The 17,144-nt window shown below is 41.5% G+C and carries 8 protein-coding genes; 1 reads left to right on the top strand and 7 read right to left on the bottom strand.

Going from position 1 to position 17,144, the window contains the following annotated elements:
• From LEP1GSC192_RS11660 to LEP1GSC192_RS11690, 7 genes are all read right to left on the bottom strand, one after another.
• Positions 1–3,453: SpvB/TcaC N-terminal domain-containing protein (locus LEP1GSC192_RS11660; RefSeq protein WP_020770202.1), on the bottom strand; the 3,453-nt coding region annotated here is incomplete at its 3' end.
• 26 nt (positions 3,454–3,479) lie between these two features.
• The gene (locus tag LEP1GSC192_RS11665) at positions 3,480–7,763 is read right to left on the bottom strand and encodes an LIC12048 family lipoprotein (RefSeq protein ID WP_020770256.1); all 4,284 of its coding nucleotides are present in this window, start codon (positions 7,761–7,763) and stop codon (positions 3,480–3,482) included.
• Positions 7,764–8,162: 399 nt separating this feature from the next.
• The gene (locus LEP1GSC192_RS11670; RefSeq protein ID WP_020770195.1) at positions 8,163–11,132 is read right to left on the bottom strand and encodes a TonB-dependent receptor domain-containing protein; all 2,970 of its coding nucleotides are present in this window, start codon (positions 11,130–11,132) and stop codon (positions 8,163–8,165) included.
• A gap of 30 nt (positions 11,133–11,162) precedes the next feature.
• Positions 11,163–11,783: a hypothetical protein gene (locus LEP1GSC192_RS11675; protein ID WP_036089927.1), complete on the bottom strand. Its 621-nt coding sequence runs from the start codon at positions 11,781–11,783 to the stop codon at positions 11,163–11,165.
• 55 nt (positions 11,784–11,838) lie between these two features.
• Positions 11,839–13,110, bottom strand: coding sequence for a hypothetical protein (locus LEP1GSC192_RS11680; RefSeq protein ID WP_020770204.1), 1,272 nt, complete (start codon positions 13,108–13,110; stop codon positions 11,839–11,841).
• Between the two features lie 134 nt (positions 13,111–13,244).
• Positions 13,245–13,556 carry a hypothetical protein gene (locus tag LEP1GSC192_RS11685; protein WP_020770183.1) on the bottom strand — a complete coding sequence of 104 codons (312 nt, stop codon included), beginning with the start codon at positions 13,554–13,556 and terminating at the stop codon, positions 13,245–13,247.
• Between the two features lie 172 nt (positions 13,557–13,728).
• Complete coding sequence (locus tag LEP1GSC192_RS11690) at positions 13,729–15,417, bottom strand: bifunctional diguanylate cyclase/phosphodiesterase (protein WP_020770209.1); 1,689 nt, start codon at positions 15,415–15,417, stop codon at positions 13,729–13,731.
• A 538-nt stretch (positions 15,418–15,955) separates the two neighbouring features.
• Between LEP1GSC192_RS11690 and LEP1GSC192_RS11695 the strand changes: the two genes are divergently transcribed.
• Positions 15,956–17,077 (top strand): alkane 1-monooxygenase, encoded by a 1,122-nt coding sequence (locus tag LEP1GSC192_RS11695; RefSeq protein WP_020770213.1) that lies wholly within the window; start codon positions 15,956–15,958, stop codon positions 17,075–17,077.
• Positions 17,078–17,144 lie beyond the last annotated feature (67 nt).

The raw sequence follows: 17,144 nt of genomic DNA on the forward strand, positions 1-17,144 counted from the left end.
CGCAAAATACCAAGTAGGCTCTTTAAGATGAATGATCCCTATATCGGTAAGTCCATCTCCGTTATAATCTCCTTGGATCCACTGGAACGGATACACCTTGGTCATCAAATCCGGGCGATCCATGGACAAGGCAAATACAGGAGAAGTAGCGGAGATAATTTTACTTTGGGAAAGATCGTAAACCTTATTCTCACCGTCAGAAACTATGATCGGGTTTCCTCTATGATCGAATTGGTTATTAAATCCTACAAGTCCCGGATTATATACCGTCCGTGTGACAGTAGTTGCAGTAATTCTAATTTTTGAAAATACGATAGAAGCAGGTTCGGTAGGATCTTCGTAAACGATCGAATTCCCGGAGACTTCCGGATACAATGCATATTGGATCCCAGCTTGGCTTGTTTTATCATATACAGTAGTGGAAACAGGAACGCTCACAGTGCCGGTTGGTGTTAATAGTTTAAAAGTAATGGCAGAAGTTCCTATGGTTCCTAAATACCATTTATGTGTAGTTCCGGTCCTATCTACGAGAAGAAGTTGAGCCTTTCCTACTCCTGAAAAATCTCCGGAGAAAATGCTGAAAAGATTTCTTCTGTTTCGATTCGTTTCACTTCCTACTTGGAAAAGATTTTGCAGATAAGAATCTAATACATCTCCCGCAGTTGTTAAATACTTAGTTCCACTCGGTCCTGTGAGTAAAAACCTTTGGGCGCTATTCGTAGTTAGGTCGTTTAAAACCAAAGCCGATTTGGAAGAAGTAGAATCAAAATAATCGATCGCGTATCCGCTTGAATTGATATCGAAAGATACAACTTGAGAATCACCGATACTAGCAAGATCCGTTCTTTTGAAAGCAACTCCGCTGTCTTGGGTCACGACAAAAAATTTACTAGTAGTTCCAAAGTCTCCGAAAAACAGAACTTCGTCGCGAGTATTTGCTGTATAACGATCCGCTTTTCCGTTATTGATAGCTACAATCCCACCGGTCTCCGGATTAAAACCGGTAAGAACCGCTTCCGTAAACGTAGAGCCCTTCTTAAAATCAAATACTCCTGTTCTTCTATCGAACAAAAGTAACTCAGGAGAAGCGCTGCAATCGTTTGCGGTAAAACATCCAGGATACGCGATCTCTCCCTTTCCAGGGTTGGAGTTCCCATCATATTGATAATCTAAAAGAACCGTTTTCGAATCGGAAGAAGTGGAGAAGACTCCGAATCCTTTCGTAGGTTTTACTTCATCCAGAGGTAGAGGAGTTTTCATCACCCTCTCTTGGTTTGGACCGTAACTCATATCGCTATAGATCTTATAACGGAACCCGTTAGACGTTGCTTCGCCGATCCAGAATTTTCCGTCACTCTCCGAGAAAAATCCGACATCTGTCGCACCATCCCCGTTAAAGTCTCCTTGCAACCAACGAGTGATCGTTTTGAATTGAGGAGCCTTAGACCAAATTTTAAAATTGATGGTCCTGTTTACGGTTTCTCCTAACGTCCATTCGCCGGAGGAACGATCGAATAGCAAAAAGTCGGATGTCCCGTCTCCGTTAAAGTCTCCGGAAAATTGGTCGTTCGAAAATAAAGCCTGCTCGGGTGCAGTAAATACTTTGTATAATACCCAATTGGTCTTAAAATAGATCGGATCCGACTTATCGGGATTTCGGAGATTTTCTCCTACAAACCATTTTCCAGTTCTTTGATCATAAAGAGAAATATCCGTTAGTCCATCCGCGTTATAATCTCCGCTTAAGAACTTAAGCTTTGCTCTATCTTTTCCATCGATACTAGTATCGTTGGTGCTAACACTATCCAAATTCGCATTCGGAGAATAATCTCCTCGAAATACATTCTGGAATTTTTTACCTACTTTCAAAAATTCGAAACTACTACCCTTGTTCAACATCAGGGTCCAAAGACCGGTGGGCTCGTCAAAAAGTAGGGAATCAGAAAGGCCGTTTCCATCATAGTCACCGGGAAACCATTCCATCCGGAAAATATCCGGTATCCCGCTCATGAGCCTTCCATAATTACGAAATTGGAATACTTGTCCGTCGTGTTCGGCTACGATAAAATCCCTGGTCTCAGGTAGATAGAATGCGATATCGGATCTTCCGTCTCCGTTAAAGTCCCCGCTTACATTTCCCTTGAAGAATCGGATCTTAGAAGGACCGTCATAGTTCTTATAACGGTTTGCATATGTTTTGAAATTATATCCGCCTTCTTTTCTGCCTTCTGCCGCTTTCCAATTTCCGGTTTGGGGATTAAAGAATACGATATCCGAGATCGCATCTCCGTTAAAATCTCCTTCGAAATATTCAGTTGAGGCCGGCAGAACTTCCGGCTCACTCGAAGCCTGATTTGCAATATTCTGCCAAGTTAATATACGAGAAGAATTGCTGTATTTGAAATCCGGTTTGGTAGTATGGCGATCCGATTCCACAGTTTTAAGGATAGGTCTTCCGGAATCGAAAGAAGTATCATACACCATTGTGTATGTCCAAAGTTTCCCGCCTGTCCAGCCAACCTCTATTTTATCCAGAAGTTTGTCCATGACCATGGTGAAACCGGGAGCCATACTCACATAAGAGTCTCCTCTGGACTTTGTGATAAATTTTACATATTGTTTCGCAGGAAATCCACTTCTGCTATTTCCGGTGTATTTAATTTCCTGAACGTATAAGTTTCGTTTTTCGGAATAGTTGGAAGTGTCGTAAGTAACTTGCATATAGTTTCCATTCCGATCTTCCGTTTTCGAAAGATACCAACTATATGTTCTCGAGATTTGGTTCGGATCATAGATCCGATTGGAAGAGGAATCTCCAAAGATCGTCTTGGTCCCATCGGAATCCAAAACCTCCCAGGTTCCCCCGTTTTCTATATTCGTTAATTTTAATAATGCAAAATCTTCTTCCGTGATCTCGGGTCTATACACCCCGTTCTCATTAGAAGTGGAACCGGAAACTTTGATCAGTCTTTTTCCGTTCCAAGTAAATGTATCTCTGGAATCATAGAACAAAGCTCCGTATTCAGGAGTCCTTGTGATCGCTCCAAGTCCTATACTCCAACCAATCCCAGTCCATCCATCTCCTCCTGTAGAAGAATAGGACAACGCTAAGCTCGGCTGAACCCCAGCTCTACCCGCCGGAACTTGGATCGGATAGTTTAAGGAAACCGCACCGAAATTATTCGGTTCCGGTGGTGCAATAAATAAAGCTCCGGCTAACGCATCCGCTTTTGTTTCCGGATCATCGATCGCCTCACTGTAGTTTGTCGAAATAGAAAATAGATCACTTCCTTCCGGTGCAGGCGCGGAACCAGGAGATAAGAAGGATGTGCCGGATGGTAAAACGCCGGCAAATCGGAAGAGACGATTCATCATGTCCGATCCGCCGGAACAGGAAGTGAGAAGAAGGGGAAAGATGGCCGAATAAACGACCATTCTTTTCCAATATTTCATATTCACTTTTTCCAAACGTTTCTACGTTACTCGGTAACTTTTGTCCAAATCGTAAAATCTCTCTCAATCATAGGGGCGATGAAGAAATTATTCATTCCATATTGAAGAGCGCCAGGGTTGGCTATATTCATATAGGCTCCTCGGACTCTCGGTTGTAGAATATCCTGCGATAGCCACACAGCAAATCCATTGTTTCCACTCCCCGAAATTTCGGGAGCTGTTTGATTTCCCTCATTTGTTGTGCTGACAAAGAAATCGCCCGGTCCCTTGACGGCCAATGGAGAAAGAGAAACGGACCTGCCTCGGATTGTGGATTTCCCACCTTCTAAATGTTCCCAGAGAAGAACAATAGTATTTCCGGAGATAATCAAACTGCCCATTTTCTTGCTAGTCGCTGAGTTTGTTGAGTCGACTACCAGTGGAGAGTTTGACTGGAATTGGCCGGAACTGAGGTCGACTGTTCTAATATAAATTCGATTAGCTTTCGAATAGCTTACATACGCAATATTGCCACTTGCTTCCGTCTGAACATTAGTTACACTCGTGTCAAATGTCAATTTTGAGCCGAATGAATTTCCGGAAGAATCCAAAATAGCTCCGTAAAGTGTTCCATCGGATTCGATCCAAGTTCCTAAATGTTTCGATCCATAGTCGGTCAAACTTAAATGAGATATGTTTCCTGCACTACTACTACTATCACTAAAGATGATTCCGCTTCCCGTAAGCGTTCCAGTCGTCAGATTTACAAGCTTAAATCCGACACGAAAGTCTTGTGCATTCGTATTCATAATTCCGCCGATAAATCCGATTGATCCTTCTGCTTCCGAAAAAACATGACTATTATAAGCGGAGGTGGCACTTTGAGATATTGCGGTAAAAGAATTGGCTAGCGGTGTAATCGGATCTAATTGGTAAACTCTTCCTTTTACATAATGAGTGGAGGTATTTGTTCCATCTTTCCAGGAAACGATAGCTCGGGTTTCCGTACCGGCTACGGAAACGCAGCTAATACAACTGTATTGATTCGACTCTGTTAGAGATTCCACTAAAACTCCTGTGCGAGAGGCGGTTGGCAAAGAACTGATATCGAAAGCATCAAAGTAAATTTCATGCGTATCTGTTTCTCCAGTTATCGTGCGACGCCAAGCCAATAATACTTTCGAACCTTTAATATCGATCGAATAGTCATTATATCCTCCATAATTACTTAGCAATGCAAATTCACCTGTAAGTGCTTGTCCGGTAGTAATATTAAAATATCTTCCTGTTAGGCTATTTGCAGTAGTAATACCTCTGACAACAAGAGCAATATTATTATAGACAACTACCTTTGGGCTGTATAAAGAACCCGATCCTACATTTTCACTTAAAATTGCATCCGATTTAGAAGCATCCAAACGATATACTTTTCCGGAATTAGTGGATAAGCCGAACAGTCCACTTGAGAGGAAGCTAGGAAAATAAGAAGCATCTGCCCATGAATTCCAGAGAGCCACACCTTTATTATAAGCCCCAGACCAGTTGATTGCGTCTAAATTCGGAGTGACTCCTAGGCAGCTTAAAGGATGAAATGGAGTTGAGCTGCAACTTACTGAAGATGTTGTTTCAAAAGGAAGAAATTGTTTCGTATTCCAAGCATCCGGAATAAAACTAGATTGTACCTGAGTATTCCAATCGGTTTGAAATCCGTTTTCAACGGTAAGTCGTACATCTGCCGCCGTAAGTGTTCCTTTGACAAATACTTCCGTGGTCTTTTTGCCTGTTTTTTTAATAGTCGTCCCTAGGGTAACTATATAAGACCCGTCCGAAGCAGGTGTCCCGATCGAAGAGATAGGATACGCATTCGGATCCCCTAAGATATAAATATTTTCTCCGACTTCCGCAAGGCCCGTTCCGTTCGAAACTTTAATTGTAGTATCTCCGATTTCGGCAGGGTTTCCAAGCTCTCCTCTCATTTTTCGAACGTCCTGGTAGGGCAGGGGCCAGATCGTTCTGCGGTATGCGTTACTTAAAGAAGGCCGCAGATACAAATTGATTAGGCTTACTTCCGGATCCACATATTCATGTTCGGTTGGCAATTCTATACAAAGAGTAAACAATTGGTTTACGTAATCTAGAGTCCTTCCGCAGTTTTTTAATTTAAACGAATTAGAATTATCTAAATCTTTTACGATATGGAACCAATCGGATCTTTGTCCTCCGAATCCCATCGATATTTCCAGGTCTGCTACCTGGTCGATGGATAATTTAGGAACGCTTGTCGTAATATTATAACTGAAGTTTGAAAAATATTGGAATAGTCCTCCATCAATTGGGGTTCCGAAGTTAGGAGTCAAATATTGGTTATTATCCAACTTGATATTTAACTCGAATCTTTCTCCGAATCCTAATTTCCCTAAAAAGAGAGATTTTACTTCCGGATCATAAGGATAACTTCCGAGAGAATTTAGATCCCAAGAAGTATTCAACTTATATTCTCTTTGTGTCTCTAAGGGATTTGTTCCGAAAGTTTGTTCTTCTTCCTTTTTTAAGAGATCCTTGAAGGAGATATATACGATATCATAATAATCTCCCGCCCAGATCACAGAATCTACTCCTTTTACCATTGGGGTTTTTTGGCTATTCGTAGGATCGAAAGTCCGAATAGAATCATCCAGGTCCTTAAAATATTCCGTTAGATTATAGTATCTTCCGTTCGAATAAATTGCCCAGACTCCCGCATTAGTTTTCTCTTCTTCCGTCCAGGTGCTGAGCGGCTTTTGGACACAAGCGGTTCTAGTTACCCCGTCGGAACCGGTATGAGTCTCATTTACGCAAGGGATATTGGTCGGGACTGGACCTAAAGTTTTGATTCCCTTTAAGTGCAATTTGTATTCTCCAAGCGCAGGGGCTATTTCGGATAGATCGATCACATAATCTTGGAATTCGATCTTTAAGCCGTTGCATTGCAATCTCTCTAAGGCTTTTCTCAAAGTGATCCCAGGAGAAAGAGAGGTCGCAGTTCTCGCGCATGGATCCGAACTATCCGGAACATCGAATGCGGCAACACGATACATTTGTCTCATGTTCGGACCGTAAACTCTTATTAATCCGGTCCTTCCTTTTGCATTCTCTTCTATAATTTTTAAGTTGTTACCTGAAAAATTCAAAAGTGCCGATTTATAGTTAGAATCCGGAACATGACTCATTTCATAGTCCACGATGAAAATTTTAGGGTTATATCCCGCAGCAATTGCGTTCTCTATCTCCGAAGTGTTTAATCCCGAAAGTTGTACTACATAAGGTCCGAATTCCGAACCGCCGTAAACGCTCACTTCGAAAAGGCTATAATCGTCGTTCCTTAAACGGAAACTCTGGATCGGAATTAGATCTCCGGTCCCGTTCTCGAACATAAGAGAGCAGAGTATATTCGTCAATTTTACAGGCATATTGACGGAAGTGTTTTTGATGTATAATGCGGCCCTTACGTAGCCTGCATTTGCATCTATTTGTGAGGTCTCGTTAATTTTTTGGGTCTTTTCCGATCTGTATTTTTTTGCTTTCGAGGCTGCCGAAGACGATTTTAGATTATTCGCCTGGGTATCAATATTATTTTTAAAAGGTTTATCGGCCCATTTGGTTGTTGTGGTAGAAAGTGAATTTTTTGCTTCCCAACTATTCGAATTGCTTGAAGCATAATTGAAGCCTAGACTAACGGGTCCAATTTTAGTTTGTGCGCCATAACTCATACTTGTGCTAGTGGAATTTGATAACTCATTCGAACTTGCATAAGAGTCTTGGAATTGGACTGTCCTTAAATTAACTTCATTTTGGTGAATTCGTTCAGAACCTTGGTTTTTAGTTGATTCGAAGTCGCTTGAATTAATTTCGCTAGTTATTTCATCCGATGTGTTTTGCGAATTCTTTAGGATTTCGATCTTCATTGTGACCGGAGGAGCTACAATAGCTTCGATTACCGGATAGTCTGCCACCCACACGTTAGTGGTGGTTTCATCCGTATTCAGTATACCATCGCCGTCAAAATCATTTACAATTGTGGTGCCGGTCGGATCGATTGTTCCGCCTAAGGCAGCCGCCTTTACTTTAGTACCAGGAGGAAGAGTGAAAAGATTATTTACGGGAGTTGTAGGCGTAACGCCTGGAACACCGCCCTTATCTACAACCAAGGGGACTTTTTCAGCTACGAGCCAGGTCGCTTTGGATAGATCTACGTTTCCGCTATCCCAGAAGTTCCAATTTCCGGAACATCCTATTATAAATTGGATAAGTAGATACGTAATAAAGGTTTTAATTTTGATTCGCTGGCTCATATATGAAATTCCTCGCAGAGATATTTAATAAAATATCCCTGCTGACATTTTCTTGTGTAATTTGTTTTTGAATTTTCGATAACTAAATTGACTGACTAACGTTGGTCGGTTTAGTGTCAATTATTTAAAAATTTATTTTATTACAATTTGATTATGTTAATATATCCGAGTTGGGATATTTGAGAGTGATCGGTTCTAAAATTCTCTGAACCGTAATGATTATTTATAGATGAAAAGAGGGACTCATTCCTGTTTTATAAGAAAGGAATAATGTTCTGGGGTTACACTGGTTTATTTGCGCGGAAATTTCGCTTTTTCGCAGGCGTCCGCGATCTGTGAACAAACGAGTCCCCGAACGAGAGTAAAAAGATCCGTTCGGGGAATTAGGCTGGTTGTGTCTTACATTTTATAACTTGCGGAAATCGAGATAGAGATACCTTCCCTATATTTGAAATAGGTTTGTTCTACCCCGTATACATTATCCACTTGAGTCGCTTTGAACATAGTGTTGGTAATATTCCGGACCGCAAATTTTAGATCTAGATGTTCTCCTTTTTGCCATCCGTAGATAAAATCCAAAACTCCTGCCGGTTGGTGGATTGCGTTTGGCACACCGTTACCTCCTACTACTACGATCCTTTCCGAGAAATAATTGTAGTATAATCCGAGACTATGGTGTTTTTCCTGATCCGGGAAGTAGGTAAACTTAAGATTGAACACTCTTTCGGATTGGCCTTGGAGAGATCTGGTTTTATCCGTAGGAGCAAGTCCAAATAATTCGGAATAAATGGATACAAATCCGAGTCTTGCCGCATAGTATTCGGAATCGTTTAGAACAGTAACCTTGGATTTGATGAAGAAAAGATTTCCTTCGATCCTAAAATGGTTCCAGAAATCTTTTCTATAGTCTAACTCGATCCCTTCTATATCCCCTTGTTTTGCATTTGCAAATGTATAACGAACTTGAGGTTGCCCTGCCACAGGGATACCGATCTGTTCGATCGGATCGGACATTCTCTTTTTGAAAATTGCCGCTCCGATATAATCGGTCGCAGTCAAATACCATTCGTATCTCAAGTCATAATTATGGATATAGGTCCTGTTCAGGTTTGAATTTCCTTGGATCCTATCCGCAGCGAAATAGGGAGAGAAATAGAAAGGAGAAAGTTCTCTTAGATCGGGTCTTGTTACCGTTTCCGAATATCCAAGCCTTAAGTTCATATCTTCTTTGAATTCCCAGGTCAGGTTTGCGGAAGGAAGAAGGTCCCTTGTTCTTAAATTTCCGATCCCGTTATTATCCGCCTGGCAGATCCCATTTGCAACTGCATATTCTCTGACAAGACTATTCTTAATGCTACACCCGCTTCCATAGATCTGAGAGAGAGAAGTTTCGTATAGATAAGAATCTCTTAATGCAAATGTTGCCACCGTTTGGCTGCTGTCCTCGTATCTGGCTCCCCCTAAGAAGTTCAGCTTGGAAGCGATTGGCATTTCCAATTGCAGGAAATAAGCATGTAATTTTTGTCCGGCGTTGTACGCGTTATTGTCCCCGAATCTTTCTCTAAACTGTCTATCCCCGTTCAAAAGAGTGATCGGATTGTAAGTGATCTCTCCCGGCACAGGATACAGATCTATCATTCCGGGTGCTGCGGCCAAGTTTTGCTGGAATTCCCTGAACCGGAACAATTTGGTCCGATCCAAAGCGGTTGCTCCAAATTTTAATTTGGACTGTAATCCGTCCCATTGTTTGAAAGGAACCGTATATTTAGCGTTTATGCTCGCTACATCATCGGTAGTATTAGAGAAGTATCTTTGTCCGTCCGGATTTCCTGTACGAGTGAAGTTGGAACTTGTGGAGTTAATGGAACGCTGCCAAAGTTGGTTTCTGAGGTCCGGTTGGTCTCTTTCTGCTCTGGCAAAGTTTCCATGCCATTCGAATTTATGAGGTCTATCTCCGAATGGAGTCCAAGCATGAGTTCCACCCACGGTTTGGTTGAAAAGTGTTCTACTAGTCCACTCCAGGGAATTATTGATATAATTGAAGGTATCTATATTATTATATCCGAAGGAACTTCTTACAATTTTATCGGACTGGATCGTATGTAATAATTTATAATAGATTTGTTGTCCTTCTTTTAGCTGAAAAGTTACGTTTACATTATTTCCGAAATTGACTTCCTCGTTCCAAGTTTGAACATCTTCTTTCTTTAAAAGATTTAGAGAGGTAAAGTCGGTGAGCAAAGGGTTTATTGAGTTAGCAGAGCTGTATCGATTTTCTTGAGTTTGACGATACCTAAAGTTCCTGGAGTATGTGGATCCGAGTAATACACCTAACCTCATATCTCCGTTTTGGTTTAGTTTGTATGTATTTCCGAAAGAAAGGTTAAAGGATTTATCCCAAGGAGCGGTGATCTCTTTGGAAGACCAATCGTTTGAAAAACCGGAAACAGCCATCGCGCTGATCGCTTGTTGTGATAAATTCGAGGTAGGGGAAAGCGGAAGAATATCCGGTAAAGAGCTTACCACTCCCGGTAATTTTTGATTACTCCCGGTCATCCCGAAAAGATTTGCCATTCCGCCACCTTCGAATGTCTGGAAGGCACGACCGGTCGTAATACTATTATAACCTAGGCCGAATCCTATACTCGCTTCTAATTTATCAGGATAATCTTTAGTCTCAATTTTTACGACTCCACCTGAAAATTCGCCGGAATCTTCCGGAGCAAATGTTTTAATGATACGAATGTTTTTGATGACACTTGCTGGAAATAGATCTAGAGGGATCACTCTCTTGTCAGGCTCGGTGGAAGGGACCACCGAATCGTTTAATACGGTAGTGGAGTATCTTTCTCCGAGGCCTCGAACGAAAACGAATTTTCCACCTACAAGAGTTATACCGGTAACTCTCCTAAGTACATCTCCCGCGGAGGAATCCGGACTTTTTTTGATCGCTTCTTCAGAGATCCCGTCGGAAACGGTCCCGGATTTTTTTTGCAATTGCAAAAGAGCCGATTCGGATTTATTCAAACCCCTACCTTGCACGTTTACTGTATCTAATGTCTTAGCACCCAATGTCACATTTACATTCACCGTTTTTCCGGCCTGAATGGTAACATCTCGAACTACCGGATCGTATCCTGAATACTTGAATTCCACCTTGTGTTGACCCGGAGGAAGTTCCATATTGAATTTTCCGTCAAAATCCGTACGCATCGCTTTACCTGCGGAGCGAACGATGACTGCTGTCAAATTAAGGGCATCCCCGGAGTCCGCATCTATAACGGTCCCTGTTAAACGTCCCGTAGCCTGTGCTTGCAAGTAGACTGTCGTTGTCAAAAACAGCGAGAGAATGGCTAGGTATTTTTTCATCTGGTTTATTTTCCCTGGTTGATATTTTTGTTACGGAGCGACAATACAAACTTTGTATTCACCGCCGACCGATAGTATGGATTTGATTTCTTCCAATATGATTACTTTTTTTTCAGGTACGGTTACTTTAATATTTTCTAAATTAATGAACCGGATCGCATTGTGTTGCCGAATTTTTTTAGTTTCTAGTTGAAAAGTGACTTCCGGACTATTGATAAGTGTCGGATTTCTAAATTTTGAACGAATGCGGGAAATCCCTAATAATTGACGAGTGCGGATAGTTGTCTGTCTATCTTCAGGGCTCATATATACCATCCCGTATTTTTCCAACAGAATATTCGGCATAATGATTTTTTCTATATCGTATGAATTGCAGATAGATTTCGGAAATTCAGTTTTGGGATCTAAAATTTCTAAAAGAAAATTACGAATTGCTTCTTCTTGATTTTTGTATGAGTTCTGTAAAGTGTATTCACTTTTTACTTGGGATAATAGCAGGTTAATCGATTTCTTTTTCTCTTCCGATTGGCTGGAGTAATTTTCAATTACGGACTCTTTGTATTTTTCTAATTCCCCTTTGCATTGGGGAAAAAATAAGAAACTGAATATCGTGAGTGTTAGAGATATTTGTAATTTATGTTTCTCTTTCATTCTTCTTGCAAACCGGTCCCCTTTTTTAAGGGAACCGGTTTCTTTACTTTTTAAGTTAGTTTGCTCTGTAGTAAGTCCAACCGCTATACCACTGTCCGTCTGCACCATTGCCCCCATTGATGGACGCATTAATAAGGGTGTAATTAGGCGTTGTAGTGAATTCACAGCTGCTTTCGCCGTATTCAGTAATATCAGCGTCAGCATCGTCCGTTATTGAGCCGGTAATCGATGGAGATCCGGTCACACTAGTCGAAGTGGCTGGTGTTTTGAAAACAGTTGCTGCGAAAGTAACAGTAGTTTCATTTGATCCGGTAGTATTCTCTTGTGTATTGCCTGCACTGGAATTATTTCTCGCCATAAAGATTCCGTTACTGAAATTTCCATGGAATCCTTCTCTAAATTTGTAAGCAGCGGATCCGGAAACACCGGCGGTAGGAATTCCGATCGCAGTAAAATTCGTGATCGTTGCGGTATATGTACCGTCTCTATATCCGGCCACTGGGTCTGCTCCTCCCCCTGCAAATCCGTCCATTTCGAAACTTCTTGGATCAGAAGAGTAAGTTCCACCACAAGCAACAGGGTATTTGTGAGTAATGAGAGTATTGATAGTACCTGCGTAAGCTTCATCCAAGTCGATATCGTCATCCATACCGCCTGTCACAAGAATATGGTCCATATTGACACTGCCGCCCCAAGCTTCGATACCGTCGTCTAAACCGCGGTGTACTTGAACGTAAGAGATCGTGGTCCCGGTTCCGACCCCGTAAAGAGAAAGGCCGTTTAACTCGTCACCGGAAGCGACTTCGTTACCTGCGAATTCGATACGAACATAATTTAAAATTCCCGAATTATCCGCTTCGTTCGCAGCGGCAACAGTTAATCCGTAAGGTTGAGGGTTTACTCCTTCAGTGTCCCCAGCGGCAGCACCGGAAGCTCTACCGATGATCACGATTCCACCCCAATCTCCTGGAGCCCGAGATCCCACTGCAATTCCGGATGTGAAAACGATCGGGCTTCCTGCGGTCCCATCTGCGAAAATTTTTCCGCCAGGAAGTACTAAGATATAAGACCCAGGAAAAGCTTTTACTGTAGTTCCTGGAGCAAATGTAATACTTCCTCCGCTCTTTACGGTTGCAATTCCGCAAAGTTCTACATTGCCGGAAAAACTTTGTGCAGAGGTAATATCTCCACAAAGTGAGCCTGAACTTAATAAAGCTAATAAGGCTGAAGCATCGTTAGATTTACTTGCCGGTGGGCAATTGATGTAAGTTATAGAAAGTGCAAAGACCGAAAAAACACTAAGCACTCTTTTTATTTTTGTTTTCATAAACAAAATATCTCCTTCGAATGATCCGAATATTCGCTTATTTGCGCTGAAATGTTTTCGAACCTGATATAGAACATAATCCTTTATCTTTACGTACACGTTACGTCTGGATTAGAGTTGGATTAAAAACTTGGTTACCAAGGTAAAAGAAGGAACAATAGTCCGAACCCGCCAAGGATCCCGTAATCAGTATATCTTTCCTTATCAGGATAGTTTTCCTGTTCCTTTTGTTTCCACTCCACAGGTTTGGCTTCTACAGTAACGGACGTTCTGTCAAAACCTCTACGGGAGCCGTCTTCGAACTCAACGATCACACCCTGTTCCGTCTGAGTGGTTTTTACGTTCTCGATCACTTCTTTGGTTTTGATATTGGTCACGGTGTCCGCAGAAAGGGTCCCCAAACATATTAGAAAAATTGAAATTGTAATAAAAGTTCTCGTAATCATAATGTAATACTTCCGATTCGCTCTATCCTCCTTATGGAAAGTATGGATACTCCTGCAATTCGATTAAGGAGAGAACTGTTACAAACAGATTAAATGTAATAAAGGGAAAGGCCGGAAAGTTTGGATACGGATCGATCGATGCGGACCAGTCGATCTGTTGTTAAAAGTTGTTTTAGGTTTGGACGAACTTCTCCAATTCTTCCAAAAGTATAGGTTTACTTAAGAAATATCCCTGCGCTTCATCGCAACCCAGATCCTTGATTTTCCGCATTTGAGCCTCGGTTTCCACACCTTCCGCGGTGATTCGAAGTCCTAAACTTTTTCCCAAAGCAACGATCGTTTTGGATATTGCCAAAGAATTCGGATCCGTTAGAATTTTGCGTACGAAGGATTGGTCCACTTTGAGTGTTTTGAGCGGAATTTTACTTAAATAAGAAAGGCTGGAGTAACCTGTTCCAAAATCGTCCAAGGCGAGGGAAATCCCCCAGGAATGTAACTCTCCTAAAATTTCCAAAGCTGGCTGCGTATTGGTGATTAAACTCGATTCGGTGATCTCCAATTCCAGATCTTCCACACTCAAATCGTTTTTCTCCAAGATATCTAAGACCTTCTTAGTGATATTCTTATCTTCCAATTGTTTTACGGATAAATTCACCGAGATACGGATCGGGGGAATTCCTCTTTTTTTCCAATTTCCTAAGTCCTCCATTGATTTGGAAAGGACCCATTCGCCCATCTCAGCTATAATCCCGCTTTCTTCCGCGATCGGTATGAAGATAGTAGGGGAGATGAGCCCGTATTCCGGATGTTTCCATCTGAGTAATGCTTCTGCGGAGATCTTTTTTCCGGTTTGTACTTCTATTCTGGGCTGGTACTGAAGGAATAATTGGTTTTTAGATATTGCAAGTCTTAGGTCTTTTTCGAGTAGGTATTTCTCCTTCATTCTTTCCTTCCATTCGGAAGAATAAGTTTGGATCTTTGTGGTCCCCGAAAGTTTTGCTTGGTTTAAAGCAGTCTCCGATTTCCATAAAAGTTGATCGGACGATTTTCCATCATAGGGAAAAACCGAAATTCCAATCTGTATCTCGGAAGAGATCTGATGGTCTACCACATTCAAAGGAGAAGATACGCTGTTTTGGATCTTCCCTGCCCAGATCTCCGAATCCGTTTCTAAAATTTGGGAAGAAGAAGGTGAAGGAAAGAAAGAAAACTCTCCATCTCCTGTCCTTGCCAGGATGGTTTCCGGGCCGAGCATCGTTTCCAATTTTTGGACTAAAGCTCTCAGATATAGGTCCCCTATATGCACACCGAAATTGGATCGGATCTGTTTTAAGTGAGTCGCTTCTAAAGATAGAACAGGAAAACTTAATATTTCCTCTCTCATGGAAAGTTCATGAAGGGAACTACTCAGTCTTTCCAAAAATAGATCCCGATTCGGTAGTCCGGATAAACCGTCATAGTTAGCCATATAATGGATGAGCTCGTCTAACTTGCGCACAGCGGTAACCGTGTCCGCCATCAAGGAACCGGCTTCATCTTGGAATATTGTGGGTAAATTCGGGAGCTCTCTCTCACTCAGATATCTATTCAATGATCTTGAAGTAAGCATCACCGGAGCTAAAAGTTTATGTAAGGCGAGAAGAGTGGCCGCAGTTCCTGTAAGAGTTGCCGCAAGAGCAATCCCTAAAATTTTAAGGGCGGTTTGAAAATCCTGTACGGTGGATAAAATGAAAAATAATAAAAGTGTGATTAAGGGAACATGTGTCCCAAAAAAGGCCACAAGCATAATTTTACTGGAATAGGTTTTAAGAATTCGGATACGACTAAGATAGGAATAGAAATTTAATCCGTTAAGACTCATTAAGGGTTTCCTCGGAATGGGAACGTTATACGTTTTCGCGTGGGGGAAGTTTTTCGTCTTAAGGAAGGTGAAGTTTTCTTCTTATAAACCATGCTTTTGAAGAGGCCTTCCGAAACAAGGATAAAAATCGAAGGGGCTAGACCGAAGTGTGTAGTTGATAATTTATTTTTTAGATGTAGGAGTTCGACAGGCCCACATGTATGAGATTCTTCCACTTGTAAGGGAAGACTATTGTAAATTCTGTAACAATGTTGCGGCAGAACCTCCGTGAACTCTGTCCGAATCAAATGCAAAAACATGTTTCGCACAGAGACACGGAGCACACAGAGAGTTGGAAAAGAGCAAATGTATCTCTACAGTTCCCGCACCATTCCTTTATGATTTCCCGATCCGGCTTATTATAAAACAATTGTTAGAAAAAATATTCGTTTTGAAATTTTTTTCTTGCCTCGAATTCAGCGTATGTTATAATACCAAACGTTCGAAATAAATTAAATCGATTGATTTTCCCGGAAAATCTGGGATAGGAGAGAGAGAAATGAGTGTTGGGAAAAGATTATCCTTTTTGATTGCATACCTAATTCCGGTTTTGGCCGTGTTAGGTTATTATTTGGGTGGATACTATAATTTTTTAACTTTGGCGGTGGTTTTCGGGATTCTTCCGATCATGGACCTTTGGATCGGTCCGGATGCGAGCAATCCTAAGGAAGAAGATGTCCCTGAATTGCAAAAGGAATTCTATTTTAGGTTCCTAACCTATGCTTGGGCTTGGATCCAGTTCGGATTGGTGATTTGGGCTCTGTGGGAAGTCCAAACCCAACCTCTTTCTACATTGGAATGGGGAGCTTTTGTTTTAGCGATCGGTGTGAATACAGGTGGGATCGGAATCACCGTAGCACACGAATTGGGGCATAAGAATACAAAGATCGAGCAATGGTATTCCAAGTTCATTCTTATGACCGTATGTTATATGCACTTCTTCATAGAACATAACCGAGGCCATCATGTGAATGTTTCCACTCATGAAGACCCGGCTTCCAGCAGGAAAGGGGAGTCCTTCTTTTCTTTTTATCCAAGAACCGTTTTTGGAAGTTTGACAAGCGCTTGGAATTTAGAGAAAAAAAGATTAGGTAAGCTGGGAAAATCCGTTTGGACTTTGGAGAATGAGATGATCACATCCATGATCATTCCTCTTTTATTTATTTCCGCGGTGACGGGGATATTTTATGCGATCACCGGTAATTTGAACTGGCAGGTGCCTGCATTTTTCTTTGTGCAAAGTTGGATCGCATTCTCTCTGTTAGAGTTGGTGAACTATATCGAACATTACGGCTTAGCTCGTAAGGAAGTTTCTCCGGGAAAATTCGAGAAGGTTTTACCGATCCATTCTTGGAACCAAAACTTTAGTTTGTCTAACGCGTTTTTGTTCCAATTACAAAGACATTCCGATCATCATGCAAACGCAGGAAGAAGATACCAATCCTTACGTCATTTCGAAGAAAGTCCGCAACTCCCTTACGGATACGAATTGATGATCCTTTTGGCTTTATTCCCACCTTTATGGTTTAAGGTAATGGATAAAAAATTAGATGAATGGAAAAAACAACATGGAGAAACTTCGGTAAACTCCTCCGGAAAAAGGGAACCTGCTACCACATAATCCAGTCTAAAATATAGATCTTTTTGGTTAAGAGTTGGAGGCTGCCCTCTAACTCTTCTTTTTTCTT

Origin of the sequence: Leptospira sp. B5-022, assembly GCF_000347035.1 — a bacterium.
Taxonomy (GTDB): Bacteria; Spirochaetota; Leptospiria; order Leptospirales; family Leptospiraceae; genus Leptospira_B; species Leptospira_B cinconiae.

Coding starts and splice junctions, on each gene's coding strand:
- LEP1GSC192_RS11685 (WP_020770183.1), bottom strand. CDS start 13,556: ATGATTACGAGAACTTTTATTACAATTTCAATTTTTCTAATATGTTTG.
- LEP1GSC192_RS11670 (WP_020770195.1), bottom strand. CDS start 11,132: ATGAAAAAATACCTAGCCATTCTCTCGCTGTTTTTGACAACGACAGTC.
- LEP1GSC192_RS11680 (WP_020770204.1), bottom strand. CDS start 13,110: ATGAAAACAAAAATAAAAAGAGTGCTTAGTGTTTTTTCGGTCTTTGCA.
- LEP1GSC192_RS11675 (WP_036089927.1), bottom strand. CDS start 11,783: ATGAAAGAGAAACATAAATTACAAATATCTCTAACACTCACGATATTC.
- LEP1GSC192_RS11690 (WP_020770209.1), bottom strand. CDS start 15,417: ATGAGTCTTAACGGATTAAATTTCTATTCCTATCTTAGTCGTATCCGA.
- LEP1GSC192_RS11665 (WP_020770256.1), bottom strand. CDS start 7,763: ATGAGCCAGCGAATCAAAATTAAAACCTTTATTACGTATCTACTTATC.
- LEP1GSC192_RS11695 (WP_020770213.1), top strand. CDS start 15,956: ATGAGTGTTGGGAAAAGATTATCCTTTTTGATTGCATACCTAATTCCG.